This window comes from Rhodococcus sp. GA1, assembly GCF_024321955.1.
Classification (GTDB): Bacteria; Actinomycetota; Actinomycetes; order Mycobacteriales; family Mycobacteriaceae; genus Rhodococcus; species Rhodococcus pyridinivorans.
Genome location: NZ_CP097186.1, coordinates 1,215,817 through 1,230,462, shown reverse-complemented (window position 1 = coordinate 1,230,462; position 14,646 = coordinate 1,215,817). Strand labels below are relative to the sequence as shown.

Annotated in this window: 12 protein-coding genes and 1 pseudogene; 6 read left to right on the top strand and 7 right to left on the bottom strand. The window is 68.6% G+C overall.

Annotated features, from left to right (window positions below):
- Positions 1-2 precede the first annotated feature (2 nt).
- The 3 genes from M3330_RS05720 to M3330_RS05710 are packed head-to-tail and all read left to right on the top strand — an operon-like array spanning position 3 to position 3,795.
- The gene (locus tag M3330_RS05720; RefSeq protein WP_255027466.1) at positions 3-1,475 is read left to right on the top strand and encodes a mannitol dehydrogenase family protein; all 1,473 of its coding nucleotides are present in this window, start codon (positions 3-5) and stop codon (positions 1,473-1,475) included.
- Positions 1,472-2,404, top strand: coding sequence for a carbohydrate kinase (locus M3330_RS05715; RefSeq protein WP_064060665.1), 933 nt, complete (start codon positions 1,472-1,474; stop codon positions 2,402-2,404). Before M3330_RS05720 ends, M3330_RS05715 begins: the two co-directional genes overlap by 4 nt.
- Positions 2,401-3,795 carry a xylulokinase gene (locus M3330_RS05710; RefSeq protein ID WP_255027464.1) on the top strand — a complete coding sequence of 465 codons (1,395 nt, stop codon included), beginning with the start codon at positions 2,401-2,403 and terminating at the stop codon, positions 3,793-3,795. Before M3330_RS05715 ends, M3330_RS05710 begins: the two co-directional genes overlap by 4 nt.
- Before the next feature lie 10 nt (positions 3,796-3,805).
- On the opposite strand, the gene M3330_RS05705 is transcribed toward M3330_RS05710, so the two are convergent.
- The 6 genes from M3330_RS05705 to M3330_RS05680 all read right to left on the bottom strand — a co-directional run bounded on the left by M3330_RS05705 (position 3,806) and on the right by M3330_RS05680 (position 10,044).
- Positions 3,806-4,081, bottom strand: coding sequence for a hypothetical protein (locus M3330_RS05705; protein ID WP_019288005.1), 276 nt, complete (start codon positions 4,079-4,081; stop codon positions 3,806-3,808).
- 100 nt (positions 4,082-4,181) lie between these two features.
- The gene (locus tag M3330_RS05700) at positions 4,182-4,739 is read right to left on the bottom strand and encodes a CGNR zinc finger domain-containing protein (protein ID WP_033097271.1); all 558 of its coding nucleotides are present in this window, start codon (positions 4,737-4,739) and stop codon (positions 4,182-4,184) included.
- 276 nt (positions 4,740-5,015) lie between these two features.
- Positions 5,016-5,534 carry a polynucleotide kinase gene (locus M3330_RS05695; RefSeq protein ID WP_255027461.1) on the bottom strand — a complete coding sequence of 173 codons (519 nt, stop codon included), beginning with the start codon at positions 5,532-5,534 and terminating at the stop codon, positions 5,016-5,018.
- Between the two features lie 25 nt (positions 5,535-5,559).
- Positions 5,560-7,002 carry an NAD(P)/FAD-dependent oxidoreductase gene (locus tag M3330_RS05690; RefSeq protein ID WP_255027459.1) on the bottom strand — a complete coding sequence of 481 codons (1,443 nt, stop codon included), beginning with the start codon at positions 7,000-7,002 and terminating at the stop codon, positions 5,560-5,562.
- A gap of 67 nt (positions 7,003-7,069) precedes the next feature.
- On the bottom strand, positions 7,070-9,139 hold the full coding sequence (locus tag M3330_RS05685; protein WP_255028844.1) for an ATP-binding protein: 2,070 nt from the start codon (positions 9,137-9,139) through the stop codon (positions 7,070-7,072).
- A 32-nt stretch (positions 9,140-9,171) separates the two neighbouring features.
- The gene (locus M3330_RS05680) at positions 9,172-10,044 is read right to left on the bottom strand and encodes an SDR family NAD(P)-dependent oxidoreductase (protein ID WP_217580027.1); all 873 of its coding nucleotides are present in this window, start codon (positions 10,042-10,044) and stop codon (positions 9,172-9,174) included.
- 140 nt (positions 10,045-10,184) lie between these two features.
- Between M3330_RS05680 and M3330_RS05675 the strand changes: the two genes are divergently transcribed.
- Together M3330_RS05675 and M3330_RS05670 are read left to right on the top strand one after the other, a co-directional pair.
- Positions 10,185-10,673 carry a VOC family protein gene (locus M3330_RS05675; protein ID WP_019288011.1) on the top strand — a complete coding sequence of 163 codons (489 nt, stop codon included), beginning with the start codon at positions 10,185-10,187 and terminating at the stop codon, positions 10,671-10,673.
- 33 nt (positions 10,674-10,706) lie between these two features.
- A complete protein-coding gene (locus M3330_RS05670) occupies positions 10,707-12,029 on the top strand; it encodes an MFS transporter (protein ID WP_064060654.1) in 1,323 nt (440 codons plus the stop codon).
- Positions 12,030-12,054: 25 nt separating this feature from the next.
- Here M3330_RS05670 and M3330_RS05665 read toward each other — a convergent pair.
- Positions 12,055-13,619, bottom strand: a pseudogene (locus M3330_RS05665) (acyl--CoA ligase family protein).
- A gap of 646 nt (positions 13,620-14,265) precedes the next feature.
- Between M3330_RS05665 and M3330_RS05660 the strand changes: the two are divergent.
- The gene (locus M3330_RS05660) at positions 14,266-14,619 is read left to right on the top strand and encodes a hypothetical protein (protein WP_006550622.1); all 354 of its coding nucleotides are present in this window, start codon (positions 14,266-14,268) and stop codon (positions 14,617-14,619) included.
- The last annotated feature ends 27 nt before the right edge of the window (positions 14,620-14,646 follow it).

Below are 14,646 nucleotides of genomic sequence, written 5' to 3'. Positions count from 1 at the left end.
CCATGCACGTGAACGAGCAGACGCTTCCCGAGTTGGGTGTGCCCGTCCCGACCTACCGTCGGGACGACGTCTCCGTCGGCATCGTGCACTTCGGTGTGGGCGGATTCCACCGCGCGCACCAGGCGATGTACGTAGACCGGCTCCTCGAACAGGGGAAGGCAAAGGAATGGGGTATCTGCGGCGTCGGGGTGCTCCCCGGTGATCGCCGTATGCAGGAGGCGCTCGCCGTCCAGGACCACCTGTACACGCTGGTGCTCACCCACCCCGACGGCACCTGGGAGCCGCGGGTGATCGGCTCCATCGTCGACTATCGTTACGCCCCAGACGATCCCGAGGCGGTCATCGAGCTCCTCGCGGCCCCGACCACCCGGATCATCTCGCTGACCGTCACCGAGGGCGGTTACAACATCCGTCACGACACCGGTGAGTTCGACGTCGACGATCCGGCCGTGCAACACGATCTGCGGTCCGGCGAACCCCCGGCCACCGTCTTCGGTCTCGTCACCGAGGCTCTCGCCCGGCGCCGGGAGCGGGGGCTGCGCGCTCCGACGGTGATGTCGTGCGACAACATCGAGGGCAACGGAACCGTCGCGCGTCGCGTCTTCACCGAATACGCGCGCCTTCTGAATCCCGATCTCGCAGAATGGATCACCGAGCACGTCCGTTTCCCCAACTCGATGGTCGACCGGATCACCCCGGTGACCACCGACGAGGTGGTCTCGGCGCTCTCCGAACGCTTCGACGTGCAGGACCGCTGGCCGGTCGCCGCCGAACCCTTCACCTCCTGGGTGCTCGAGGAGGACTTCGCCGACGGACGACCGCCCTTCGAGGATGCGGGAGTCCAGATCGTCGACGACGTCGCTCCCTACGAGCTGATGAAGTTGCGTCTGCTCAACGCCGGTCACCAGGGACTCTGCTATTTCGCGTATCTCATGGGATACCGCCTCGTCCACGAGGCCGCGCAGGATCCGCTCCTCGCCGGATTCGTCCGTGCGTACATGGACACCGAAGCGACACCGACCCTGAAACCGGTGCCGGGCATCGATCTCGACGAGTACAAGACCACCCTGATCGAGAGGTTCGCGAACCCCGAGATCCGGGACACGATCGCACGCCTGTGCGCCGAGTCGTCCGATCGCATTCCGAAGTGGCTGGTGCCCGTGATCCGGGAGAACCTTGCCGCCGATGGGCACGTGCGGTTGTCCGCGGCGATCGTCGCTTCGTGGGCGCGCTACGCCGAAGGTATCGACGAACAGGGACAACCGATCGAGGTGGTCGACCGGCTCGCCGACACGCTCGTCCCGATCGCGCGAGGACAACTCACGCATCCCACCGCCTTCATCGAGAACGCCGAGGTCTTCGGCGATCTCGCGCAGAACCACCGTTTCGTCGACGCCTACACCTGGGCGCTCAACGCCCTGCACAGCGACGGCGCACGCGCCACCCTGAAGGAACTTCCGGGGGAGCCGGAATGAACGGCCACGCCCTCGTCGTCGGAGAAGCCCTCGTCGACATCGTCCACCGCGGCGGCGCCGAACCCGTCGAGCACGTGGGCGGGAGTCCGCTCAACGTCGCGCTCGGTCTGGGCCGGCTCGGCCGGCCCGTGCAGTTCACGACACGCGTCGGCACCGACGCCCGCGGACGGCGGATCGTCGATCACCTCGCGGCCTCCGGGGTGTCGCTGACGCCGGGGAGCGCAGCAGCCGAGCGCACGGCAACCGCGCAGGCGGAGATCGACGAGAAGGGTTCCGCGACATACGAATTCGACATCGTCTGGGATCCTGTCGAGCCGCCGCCGTCGGTGGACGCCGTGCTCGTGCACACCGGGTCCATCGCGACGGTGCTCGAACCCGGCTGCGATCTCGTCGCCGAACTCGTTGCGCAGCAGGCGGGAACATCCACGGTGAGCTTCGATCCGAACGTCCGACCGGCGCTGATCGACGACCCGGCGCGCGGACGGGAACGGATCGAACGTCTGGTCTCGCTCGCCGACGTGGTCAAGGCCAGCGACGAGGACCTGACGTGGTTCGCGCCCGATCGTAATCCCCTCGACACCGCGCGGGATTGGCTCTCGCGAGGGCCGGCGATCGTTGCGGTGACCCGTGGAGAACAAGGTGCGGTGGCGCTGTGCGCGGCCGGGACCGTCGAGGTACCCGCCGTGCGGGTCGAGGTGGTCGACACGGTCGGCGCCGGCGACGCCTTCACCACCGGTCTGCTCGACGGATTGTGGACCTGCGGTCTCCTCGGGGCCGACCGTCGGGAACGACTGCGTGGCATCGGCATCGACGATGTGCGCGATGTGTTCGACATCGCCGCGTGGACGTCCGGTCTGACGGTGGCCCGCGCCGGTGCCGACCTGCCCACGCTGGCCGACCGCACCGCGGCCCGGGAGGCGGCGCGATGACGCTCGTCGCCGGGATCGATTCGTCCACCCAGTCCTGCAAGGTCGTCGTGTGCGACGCCGACACCGGGGCCGTCGTGCGCGAGGGTCGCGCTCCCCATCCGTCCGGCACCGCGGTCGACCCGCTGGAGTGGCGTGCTGCCTTCGAGCGGGCGTGTTCGGAAGCGGGCGGACTCGACGACGTCTCGGCGATCTCGGTGGGAGCGCAGCAGCACGGCATGGTGTGCCTCGACGAGCGCGGCGACGTGGTCCGCGACGCGTTGTTGTGGAACGACACGAGATCCGCAGCGGCAGCGACCGATCTCGTCGACGAGGCCGGTGGCGCGGGCGCGTGGGCCGAGGCCGTGGGGGTGGTCCCGCTCGCCGCGATCACCGTCGCGAAGGCACGCTGGCTCGCCGACCACGAACCCGGCAATGCCGACCGCACGGCGGCGTTGTGCCTGCCGCACGACTGGCTGACGTGGACGATGCGCACCGACCGCGACCTCGACCGGCTCGCCACCGATCGCAGTGACGCGAGCGGCACCGGCTACTTCGACGCATCCACCGACACCTACCGACACGATCTGCTCGAACAGGCCCTGCGCCGGCCGAGCCCATTCCTCCCTCGGGTCGCCGGGCCGGCCGAGAGTGTCGGGGAGACGGTCGCCGGTGCCCTGCTCGGTCCGGGGGCCGGCGACAATGCGGCGAGCGCGCTGGCTCTCGACGTCCGCGAAGGCGATGTGGTCGTCTCGATCGGCACGTCGGGCGTGGTGTGCGCGGTGTCCACGACACCGGCCCGCGACGCAGACGGTTACGTCGCGGGATTCGCCGACGCGACCGGCCGGCATCTGCCACTGGTGTGCACGCTCAACGGGGCCCGGGTACTGGACGCCACCGCGACGATGCTCGGGGTCGACCACACCGAGCTCACGCGGCTCGCATTCTCGGCGCCGGCCGGCAGCGACGGACTCGTGCTGATCCCGTATCTCGAAGGGGAGCGCACCCCGAACCGTCCCGGAGCGACGGGTGCCCTGCACGGGCTGCGGCTCGGAACGGCGACGCCCGCGCATGTCGCCCGCGCGGCGTTCGAGGGCCTGCTGTGTTCGCTGGCCGACGGCATCGACCACATCCGGGCGCAGGGCACCGAGGTCCGGCGGGTGCTGCTCGTCGGCGGTGGGGCGCGCTCGCAGGCGGTGTGCGAGATGGCGCCGGCGGTGCTGGGCATGCCTGTCGACGTTCCCGAACCGGGGGAGTATGTGGCGCGGGGCGCCGCCAGGCAGGCGGCGTGGGTGCTGCGCGGAGGCGACGAGCCCCCGGCGTGGGAATCCGGCGCGACACGCCGCTACGAGGCCGACCCGACCCCGCACGTGCGGGAGCGCTACGCGGAGGTGCGGGACCTGACGGACCGCTGAGACGCAGTGCTCAGGGGAGGTCCTCGATGCGCAGACACAGGTGGGAGGCGAACTGCCCTGCCAGGGCTACGGCCTGGTGGGCGTCGATCGTCGCGCCCTTCATCCCGCCCATGCTGCGGATCGTGTCGATCCGCAGGCCACGCAGATCGACCAGGCCGAGTTTCGAATCCGCGATCGTGACACTGCGCAGATCCGCGTCGAAGAGGTCCAGCGCACCGATCCGGCTGTCCCGGATGTGCACGCGGTGCAGGCTGCTGCGCGGCGCGAACAGATTCGGTGCCTGCATACGCTCGACGAGAGTGTCGCGCAGGCGTGCGCTCGTGAGGTCGCTGTCGGCGACGATCGGTGCGACGAGCGAACATTCGGACAGGACGGCCCCCGTCAGATCACGGCCCGTCAGGTCCGCATCGGTGTAGCGCTCGCGCTCGGTGCCGGCGCACTGCAGCGCGGTTCGCGCAGCGCACGGAGCAGTACTGCTGGCGGCCGTTGCGGGTGATGTCGACGACCACGGCCGAGCACGGGTTGGTCGGGATGTCCGCTGCGGCGCACCGGTGGAGGCGGTGCATTCCACGAGTGGTGAGGTGCAGTGCCGTGCCGACGCTGATCACCGCGCGCAGTACGTCGGGGAGCGGTTGGACCTCGTCGCGGTAGTGCAGGTGCCACCCCTCGCCGTCGTGATCGGTCAGCCGGGGATAAGCCGCTGCGGCAGCCATCTGCTCGTTGAGCAGGCGCGCACGTTCCCTGGGGTCGGACGCGTCGACGACGGCGAGCCAGTCGTCTATGACCTCACGGGTGCGCTGATGGTCGTCGGGCGCGGTCGGGAAGTCCATGGTCATGCCCACCTCGCGCGTACGGGCCATGATGCCGGCCCGGTCGTCGGGCCAGTCGCCGGCCAGCGACGCCGCGAGGAGGACCGCATACTCGCCGTAAGGGTTGAGATGCATAAGGGCATTACATCATGGTGGTGGGCATGACCGCCATCGAAGCTCGGAACCCACAGGAATGCCCGACCTCGACCCGTCCTCACGAACACGCATGGAGTGTGGAGTCGAGCCACGCCACGTCGATCGGACAGGTGCTGTACGTGCGCTGCGTCGGGTGCGGGGCCCGGCGCGTCGATCTCGGTGGGGCGCCGTTCGTTCCGCCGACCGCGCTGAGTACCGAAGTGTCCCCGAACGATTGAGTCACCGGGGCGAGAGCCGGGCGTGTGCAGATTCCCGTCAGAAATCGCCCTCGGCGACCTGGAAGCACACCAGTCCCATCCGTCGCCACATGCGCACCACCTGATCGCGATCGTCGAGCACCGCGATGATGCGATAGCGGTGCCGGATGTGACGGTCGAACAGCTCGGCCTTGACGATCGAATCCTTCCGGTTGTCGCCGGCCGGACGCATGTACAGCTCGTCGTAGGGGATGTCGTGCCGGGCGAGCCACTCCTCGGTTTCCGGCCGGCACACGCCGTCGCGTCCCGAGAGCAGCACGATCGCCGCCCTGTCGGGTGCGGCGGCGAACGCTCGCACCGCGGCCTCGACCGCCGGGGAGACGGTGTCCTCGCCCACCCTGTGCCAGTGGAAGGGACTCCGGTCGCTCATGTGCGCGAGCGTTCCGTCGATGTCGACGAGCCAGGCCGCCGGCAGCGTCGGATCCTCGACGTATCGCGCCGGTGGTGGGGGCGCGGTGCTCGGCGGCCGGTGCCGTTGCCGCCCCGGTTTCCTGCGATCGCGCGTCTTCTTCGTCACGGACGATGTATACCCACTCCGACGACTACGTGTGCATGCGCCCGGCCCGCGAGAGGGACGAAGATCGTGCCGCCGGACCAGCGGGTCCCGGAGACGACCGGCGAGGCGGCATCGCGGATCCGTCGGCTCGGCGCCACGGCCACGCGACCGAATGCGAAATGTTCTGTCGGACAACACGTGCCATGATTCCTGGGCGCATCAATGCCGATGGGGGATCCAGCAGTCCGGACACCCGGGCGAACGCTGTGCCCACCCTGGTGTCGTATGCGGCTGCCGCGTGCACCATCGGTACGTATGCATTGCCGATCCTCGTCTTCGGGTCCCGCCGGCCCTCGACACCGGGGAACGCGAGATCGCCACCGGTGGACATCGCCCAGGCATCGTCGACGACACGCGCGAGCTTCCGCTGCACGGCAGCGGACGGCCCGTGGTCGTCGAGGAGGCGGCCCATCGCGGTGGCTTCGAGAGCGGCGACCGTCATCCCTTGGGCATAGATCGGATCGAAACTGCAGAACGCGTCGCCGAGGACGAGGAATCCGTCGGGAAATCCGTCGAGAAGGTCGTAGCGATGCCATGTGCTCGCCCGGAAGCGATACCGGACGACATCCTCGACCCATTCGGCATCCGCGATCGCGTCGTACACGTCCGGGTACCTCAGGGACCGTGCGAATTCGAGATAGTCCCTCCGGGTCGCCGGCACGGTTTCGCCGCGGACCCCGATCAGGGCCACCATGCACCGATCTGATTCGAGGGTGAGCAGGGCGGCACCGCGTGGATGTTCGGGCGTGGGCGCCATGACGATGCCCCGGTCGCTGCCGAGTGCAACCGACGAAGCGCGGAACACCGCGGTGGCGTAGCCGACATCGAGTTCGACGGTGTCGACCCGGGGCCGCGGGCAGCCCTGTCTCCCGAGCCATTCGGAGGCGCGAGATCCGCGCCCGGTCGCATCGACGACGAGGTCGGCATCGAGCACCTGCTCGGCGCTTCCGTCGGCATGGCGGATGATCCGCGCACCGACCACCCGGCTGCGGTCCGCGGTCGTGACGAGACCTGCGGCATCACACCGTTCGACGATCTCGACGTTCGCCAACGCGGCCACACGGTCACGAATGCGGCGCTCCAGCAGCGAACGGCCGGCTGCCAGTACTCGAAGACCGCTCGGCCCCTGACGAATCCGGTGACCACTGAGAATCCACCGTACGTCGCCCAGGTGGTCGAGGGTGGGAACACCTGCAGCGGTCAGCTCCTGTGACAACCCGGGGAACATCTCGTCGACGAGCTGCTGTCCCCGTGAGATCAGCACGTGGATGTGCCGTCCCTGGGGCACCCCACGGCGTGGTTCGTCCGTGGACGGCAACCGGTCACGATCGATCACCGTCACCTCGGCGAACCTGTCCGACAGGACACGGGCCGCCGACAATCCGCTCATGCTCGCGCCGAGAACCACGGCGCGCTCTCCGATCGACATGATCACACCTCCTCCGCGGAATCGATCGTCGCTGCGGAAGGTGCTCGGGCGACAGGCCGGAATCTGCTCACATGTGCTCACTGGCGGACGGTGCCTCGCCGTACACCTCCAGATCCCACAGCCATCCGACGACGCGGGTGACGCCGCGGGTCAGATGTCGGCGGTAGGTACTGAACGGCAGCCCGAGTCTGGCTGCCGCTGCTTCCTGTGTTGCAGCACCGCGCACGTACGTGCGGTCCACCGCACGGAAGAGCTTGTCGTCCCGAGGGTCGCTCGCCAAGGAGTCGATCGCCTCACGAAGGAGCGCGCGCAGCACCGCCGGATCGGGATCGTCGGGAGAGGACCGTTTGTGGAGGACCCTCGTATGCAACAAGGGATTACGAGAGAGGAGATCGGGCCGATGGAGGTCATGTAACGCACTTCGGACCGCCTCCGCGAATTCTCTCTCCGACAGGGTGAGAGGTGGGGACATCGTGGGTTCGGGACCGCTGTGCCCCTGAGCCAGAGCACGATCGGTGACGACGGTGAGCCACTCGTCGACATCCCGTCGGCGGAAGTCGTGGGCGAACAGTCCGTAGTGACGATCGCCGACCGTGAAATCCGCTCCTTCGGCACGGGGGAGATCTGCGACCGCGAAGTACTCGTTCCACCGGTCGGGCTCCGCCAGCGCCAGGAAGTCCCACGACAGATGCGGCAGGGTGAAATAGCGCTGGAAGGTGAGCACCGGAACCGAGTTCATTGTCGGAGAAGGATTCTGGTAGTCAGCGCGGTCGATGACGATGCGTGTGATCGCGACACACTCGCCGGGACGGGAAGGCGCTGTCCGCCGGGCGAAATCCCACGCGGCTCGCGTCGCCGGGTCGGCACGGACATCGTCGGGTGACGCTCGCGAGAGTTCCAACAGACCGAGCACACCACGTATCGATCCGTCGGTGTCGCGCAACACGAAGAAACCCTCGGGTTGTCGCTCGAGCCATCGTCGCGCGTGCACCGCGGATTCGTCTCCCTCCGACGTCCGCACGAGATCGACGATCGCGGAGTGATCGGCCTGCTCCGCACGTTCGGGTTGCGCGCTTCCCCACGACTGCCAATCCACCGGCGACAGCACACCGGGGAGATTGCGGAACACGAACTTCAAGTCCACGATGGCCTGCTGCTGTTCGCATTCTCCTGCAGAATCGAGACCGCGGCGAATGCCCTTCCACACGCGGTGGAAGGTGTACCGGTAGGCATCGGGATCGCGCCAGCGCAGATCAGCGTCGAGGACATCGCGTGCCAGATCGTGGGGAAACAATCCATCCGGCCCTGCTTCGACGAACGACAGCTCACGGAGCCATTCGAACTCGGCGTGTGCATCGGTGAGCTCGAGGGCGTCACGCAGCAGGGCTTCGGTGGTCACCCGGGCGAGCGCACACACTTCCAGGGCGCGGCGATGTGCGATCCCCGGCTCGGTATCGAGAAACCGTCGGAGCAACATCCCGACGAGATCCGGAGGCCACGGCACACGTACATCGCCTCCTCGGGCGAAGACATCCGTGAGCAGACCGAGCCCGAGCGGATGTCCGTGCGTTGCCCCGATGATCTCGTCGTGCAGTTCCTCGGGAACCCGCGCAGCGGTGAGGTAGGCAGCGCTCGTAGCGGGGTCGAAATTCCTGAGAGACACGATCCGGAGCAGATCACCCCAACCCGGATCGGTGCGCCATCCCGCGGAGGGCGGTGACCTATCGGCGATCACCGTCAGCGTCGTCGCAGGAAGGCCGGGAAGAAAATCGGTTCGGATCCAGTCGTCGAGCACGCGTAGCCGCTCGTACGAGTCCAGGAGGAGCACCCTCGGCCGGTCGCCGATGTGGCGATCCACCGACGCGAGGACCGAGCCGGGCGACGCATCCGTGTTGCGCCCGTCGATCACAGTCACCGCGCGATGGCTCCGTTCCGCAAGATCGGAGATCGCGCCGAGCAAGCAGGTCTTGCCGATGCCTCCCGGACCGTACAGGTACAGCACGGCGATCGAGGGTTCGGGGGAGTCCAGTGCGGAGCGAACGATCTCGAGTTCGGCATCGCGACCGACGAACACACGTCGCGCCCGTGCGGCGAGACGATCGCTGAGAGGCCGTGAGGACCGCGAGGCGCTCCCCATGCCACCCGATACTACGCCCGGGGGACCTACACCTAACGGTCGGGCAGTCCGACGAGCCGTGCGCTCTCGCGCCACGACCGTTCGGCCTGCTCGTCGCTGCGAGCGAGCACCGACGGTTCGCCGCGGCGCAGTGCGAGATAACCCCGGCCGTCCGGAACGTCGATGTCACCGAGAACGAGGTCTGCGAGCGTGTTCCCGGCTTCGGTCTGCGTGTTGAAGGTGTCCTGCACGATGCGGAGGAACATGCCGGCCCGCGTCCCGAGGCCGCGCCACGCCAGTCGCATCGGAGTGGGAAGTGCTCGTGCCAGACCGGTTCCGAAGACCTGGCCGGGATCGAAGGCGACCGCGGTGATCCGTCCGGCTCGAACCGTGTCGTTCTTCGACAACCTCCGCATCGTGAGGACGGTGCACAGTTTCGAGGCGGTGTAGGCGTGCTGTCCGGCCTTGCGGGGATGCGTATCGAGGTCGGGATCCCGTTCAGGGTGGGCGAGCAACCCGGCGTCGCCATGTCGTGGCGGTACCAGTCCCGCACCGGTCGCGGGGTCGCGTGTGCCGCTGCTGGTCGCAACGACGACGGCCCGGTCCGCCAGAGCCGGAAGCAACTGGCGCAGCAGCAGGTAGTGGGCGAGATGGTTGACGACGAAGGTCGTCTCGAAACCGTCGACGGTCCGCGCGGCGACGTCGCTCCGGATCATCCCGGCGTTCAGCACGAGCCCGTCGATCCGGTCGCTCCGCTCGCGAACCGTCGCCGCGAAGGTACGAACGGAATCGAGGGAGGACAGATCGAGCGGTAGTGCCTCTCCGGTGGATGCGGCGTGCCGGGCACTGTGGACGAGGCGAATCCCGTCTGCGCCCGGGATCCGTTCGGCGGCGATCGCCCCGAAACCCGACGTGCCTCCGGTCATAACCGTTGGGGCATGCGTTCCCCCTACGAGCACGGGAGCCCTGCGGCTCGGCCTGCGAGTGCGCACGGCGATGAGAATCCGGGCCGGACAGGGTCTGCCTTCGTAACAGTGGAACACATTCGACGACACGAGGAGTCACGATGCCCAGGATCACTCCGTGGTTGTGGTTCGACATGAACGCCGAGGAGGCCGCGAACTTCTACATCGGCATCTTCCCCAACTCCGAGATCGGTGAGATCACCCGCTACACCGAAGAGTCCACCGGAGGCGACATCCCGGTCCCGCCCGGGACCCCGATGACGGTCGAGTTCTTCCTCGACGGTCAGGTCTTCTACGGACTCAACGGGGGACCGCAGTTCCGGTTCTCCGAAGCGGTGTCCCTCCAGATCGACTGCGCCGATCAGGAGGAGGCCGACCACTACTGGTACGCGCTGACCGCCGACGGCGGCGAGGAATCCGCCTGCGGATGGTTGAAGGACAAGTACGGTCTGTCGTGGCAGGTGGTACCGAAACGGCTGAACGAACTGCTCGCCGACCCCGATCCGGAGGTCGCGAAGCGCGTGACCGCCGCGATGATGAAGATGCGCCGGATCGACGTGTCGGCGCTGGAGGCCGCCGCGCGCGGCTGATCGGCGCCCGAGCGCTGCGGTACGTTTCGGTGCATGACCACTCGCACCCAGCGGCTCGACGACCTGCCGTTCACCGGCAGACATCGCCGCCTGCTGACCGGCTCCGGCGTGGGCTGGGCCCTCGACGCCATGGACGTCGGGTTGATCTCGTTCGTCATGGCAGCCCTGGCCGTGCAGTGGGATCTGTCGTCGACCCAGCTCTCGTGGATCGGATCCATCGGCTTCGTCGGCATGGCGATCGGTGCGTCCCTCGGTGGTCTGCTCGCCGACCGCATCGGACGCCGGCAGGTCTTCGCCGCGACGCTGCTCGTCTACGGTCTCGCGACCGGCGCGGCGGCGCTGTCGACCTCGGTGGCGATGCTCATCGTCCTGCGGTTCGTCGTCGGACTCGGTCTCGGCGCCGAACTGCCGGTCGCGTCGACGCTGGTCAGTGAGTTCGCGCCCCGCAAGGTGCGAGGACGCGTGGTCGTGGCCCTCGAGGCGTTCTGGGCGGTCGGCTGGCTCCTGGCCGCTCTCGTCGGTTATCTCGTCGTTCCTGCCGGCGACAACGGGTGGCGGTGGGCGCTCGCCGTCGGGCTCGTCCCGGCTGCCTACGCCCTCGTCGTCCGGTTCGGCCTACCCGAATCGGTGCGCTATCTCGAGAGTCGCGGACGGCACGCGGAAGCCGAGGCGATCGTGCGCGACTACGAGCGCTCGGCCGGTGTCACGTCCGTTCCGGAGGACGAACAGCCCGTCCGGACCGTCGCGGAAGTCGAGCGCGCACCCCGAGGCTCGGTGTGGGCGCCGAACCTGCGCCGCCGCACGGCGGCGCTGTGGATCGTGTGGTTCGGCATCAACTTCTCGTACTACGGCGCGTTCATCTGGCTGCCGAGCCTGCTCGTCGCGCAGGGCTTCGACCTGGTCACCTCGTTCGGCTACACGCTGCTCATCACGCTCGCCCAGCTACCGGGCTACGGCGTCGCGGCGTGGCTGATCGAGGTGTGGGGACGCCGCCTGACTCTGGGGGTCTTCCTCGCCGGATCGGCAGTCTCGGCGGGGCTGTTCGGGCTCGCCGAGACTCCGTCGACGATCGTCGCGGCGGGCATGGCGCTGTCGTTCTTCAACCTGGGCGCGTGGGGTGCCCTGTACGCGATCGGACCCGAGCTGTATCCCACGCCGGTGCGGGGCGCGGGCACCGGTTCGGCGGCGGCCTTCGGGCGGCTCGCGTCGATCATCGCGCCGCTGCTGGTGCCGGTGCTGCTGGGCGCCGGCGGCAACGGTCTCGTCTTCGGTGCGTTCGCGGCATCGTTCGTCGTCGCCGCGGTCGCGGCATTCACGCTGCCCGAGCGGGCCGGGACGGTTCTCGACGAGAGGTGACGTCGGGAACCGCCCCGGCCGGTGCTCAGAGACGCTCGCGCAGTTCGACCTTGCGGATCTTGCCCGAGGCGGTCTTCGGCAGGGCACCGAAGACGATGCTGTCGGGAACCTTGAAACCGGCGAGCTGCGAACGCACATGCGCGCGCAGTTCCGCTTCGTCGGCACTCGCGCCGCTGCGCAGTGCCACGTAGGCGACGGGACGTTCGCCCCACTTCTCGCTCGGCGCCGCGACGACGGCGGCCTCGAGAACGGCCGGATGGCTGATGAGCGCCGCTTCGACCTCGACGGACGAGATGTTCTCGCCACCGGAGATGATGACGTCCTTCGCGCGGTCGCGGATCTCGATGTAGCCGTCCGGATGCATGACGCCGATGTCGCCGGTGCGGAACCAGCCGTCCGGCACGGCGCGGGCGGTCGCGTCCGGGTTGTTGTAGTAACCGAGCATCACGTTGTTGCCGCGCAGCGCGATCTCACCGGTCGTCTCACCGTCGGCGGGAACGTCGGATCCCATCGGGTCGACGATGCGGAGTTCGCCGGCCACGACGTTGCCCACGCCCTGCCGCGAGCGCAGCCGTGCCTTCTCGTCCTCGGGGAGGACGTCCCATTCCGAACGCCACTCGCAGATCGCCGCCGGGCCGTACGTCTCGGTGAGCCCGTACAGGTGCGTGATGTCGAGTCCGAGCGCGGTGCACCGCTCGATGAGGGCGGGCGCCGGCGGTGCGCCACCGATCGCCGCGACGACACGATGGTCGATGCCGCCCGCATTCGGGGCGTCGACCAGCGACGCGAGAACGGTCGGCGCGCCGCACAGGTGCGTGACGTTCTCGGTGCGCACGAGATCCCAGATCCGCTCGGGGTCGACCTTGGGCAGGCACACGTGCGTGCCACCGGCTGCTGTGACGGCCCAGGTGAACGTCCAGCCGTTGCAGTGGAACATAGGCAGCGTCCACAGATAGGTGGATCCGCTGTCGAGCCCGAAGTGCGCGACCATCGCCAGGGCCTGCAGGTAGGCGCCGCGCGCGTGGTACATCACGCCCTTCGGATCACCCGTCGTGCCGGACGTGTAGTTCAGGGCGATCATGGTGCGCTCGTCGGCGAGCGGCACGCACCGATGACGGGCGGCGGCGAGCTTGTCCTCGTAGTCGTCGCCGACGACCGTGATCGACGGCAGATCGGCCGTGGCCTCGCGGGCCAGGTCGGCCAGCGACTCCTCGACGAGCAGGACCCGGCTGCCCGAGTGCTCGAGAATGAACCGCAGTTCCGGCGCGGTGAGGCGCGTGTTGAGTGAGACGAGCACGGCGCCCGCGTAGAGCACACCGTAGTGCGCCTCGAGCATCAGCGAGGTGTTCGGCGCGAGTACTGCGACACGGTCGCCGGGCTCGACACCGAGAGCGTGCAGCATGCCCGACTGTCGCAGGCACCGATCGCGCAATTCGGCATAGGTGCGACGGATGTCGCCGTCCACCACTGCGAGGTCGTCACGGAAGACCCGGGCGGAGCGGTCGAGAAATGCCGTGGGCGTGAGTGTTTCGAAACTGAATTGCTCGGTCACGTCTGTCGGTGCTCCTTCGGATTACGTCGCGCGCGCACTCCCCATCGCGAACGATGATGCGCACACCTCCCCGTGTGCTGTGAGGGCGATGACCATTCTTCCAAGAGCCGTTACCGATCTTGAACAGGGTCCACCCCTTTTCCGTACCGGCTGAACGCTCCGTCTGCCGTTGACCGGACCCGGAATCCGGCGTTCACTGAGAGGCACCGTGCTCGTCCACGAGAGAAGGCGAGTGGTATGAGTGCTCGGCAGAACGAAGCCCGCCGAACCTCCCGTCCGGCGCGGCGGCCGACCGCGACGCGCGCGAGGGCCACGGAGACGGAGACTCCCGTCGAGCCTGTGCGGACGCGCAGCCGTCGACCTCGCGAGCCCGAGCCCACCGCGCGGCGTCGCACCCGCGAACCCGAACCCGCTGCACGGCGTCGGGACCGCGACCCCGGAACCGGCTCGCGGCGCACCTCGACCCGAACCTCATCCCGATCGACCACTCGGACATCGACCCGTTCGGACGCCACGCCCCGCTCTCGTGTGAAGCCGGCGCCTCCGAAGGAGAGACGACGACCGCGTCCGCCGGCGAACGACGCCCGGGCAGGGAAACCCACCCGCCCCGGACGTGAGCGGACACGATCCGAGCAGACCCGACCCGAGCAGGCACAGCCGGAACCCACATCGCTCCTCGAGAGGTTGAAGGATGCGCTGCGGGCCGGTGTCCGCAGCGCACTGGCCGAACTCCGGGGACTCGGGGCGAGACTGATCCGGAAGATCCGCGGATGGGTGGACTCGCTCCTCGGCGAGGTCACCAGCGGCGGCGTGGGATTGCAGGCGGTCCTCGCCGGCATCCGAGCCGCGCTGGAGGGTCGCAATCCGGCCCTCGCCGCGCTGGGCGGGCTGATTTCCGGACTCAGCACCAAGGCGAAGATCGGCCTGGCCGTCGTGATCACGCTGGTGCTGCTGCTCGGACCGGTCCTGCTCGTGCTCCTTCTGCTGGCCGTCCTCGTCGCGGTGGTGATCAGCGCCGTCCGGTCCGCGGGGGACTGATCTGCCGGAACGACCGGTCCGTCTGCC

Bases quoted from the DNA above. Each gene is read 5' to 3' on its own strand.
- M3330_RS05685 (WP_255028844.1), bottom strand. From the start codon at position 9,139: ATGGGGAGCGCCTCGCGGTCCTCACGGCCTCTCAGCGATCGTCTCGCC.
- M3330_RS05700 (WP_033097271.1), bottom strand. From the start codon at position 4,739: ATGCATCTCAACCCTTACGGCGAGTATGCGGTCCTCCTCGCGGCGTCG.
- M3330_RS05705 (WP_019288005.1), bottom strand. From the start codon at position 4,081: ATGCAGGCACCGAATCTGTTCGCGCCGCGCAGCAGCCTGCACCGCGTG.
- M3330_RS05720 (WP_255027466.1), top strand. From the start codon at position 3: ATGCACGTGAACGAGCAGACGCTTCCCGAGTTGGGTGTGCCCGTCCCG.
- M3330_RS05675 (WP_019288011.1), top strand. From the start codon at position 10,185: ATGCCCAGGATCACTCCGTGGTTGTGGTTCGACATGAACGCCGAGGAG.
- M3330_RS05710 (WP_255027464.1), top strand. From the start codon at position 2,401: ATGACGCTCGTCGCCGGGATCGATTCGTCCACCCAGTCCTGCAAGGTC.
- M3330_RS05670 (WP_064060654.1), top strand. From the start codon at position 10,707: ATGACCACTCGCACCCAGCGGCTCGACGACCTGCCGTTCACCGGCAGA.
- M3330_RS05715 (WP_064060665.1), top strand. From the start codon at position 1,472: ATGAACGGCCACGCCCTCGTCGTCGGAGAAGCCCTCGTCGACATCGTC.
- M3330_RS05690 (WP_255027459.1), bottom strand. From the start codon at position 7,002: ATGTCGATCGGAGAGCGCGCCGTGGTTCTCGGCGCGAGCATGAGCGGA.
- M3330_RS05680 (WP_217580027.1), bottom strand. From the start codon at position 10,044: ATGACCGGAGGCACGTCGGGTTTCGGGGCGATCGCCGCCGAACGGATC.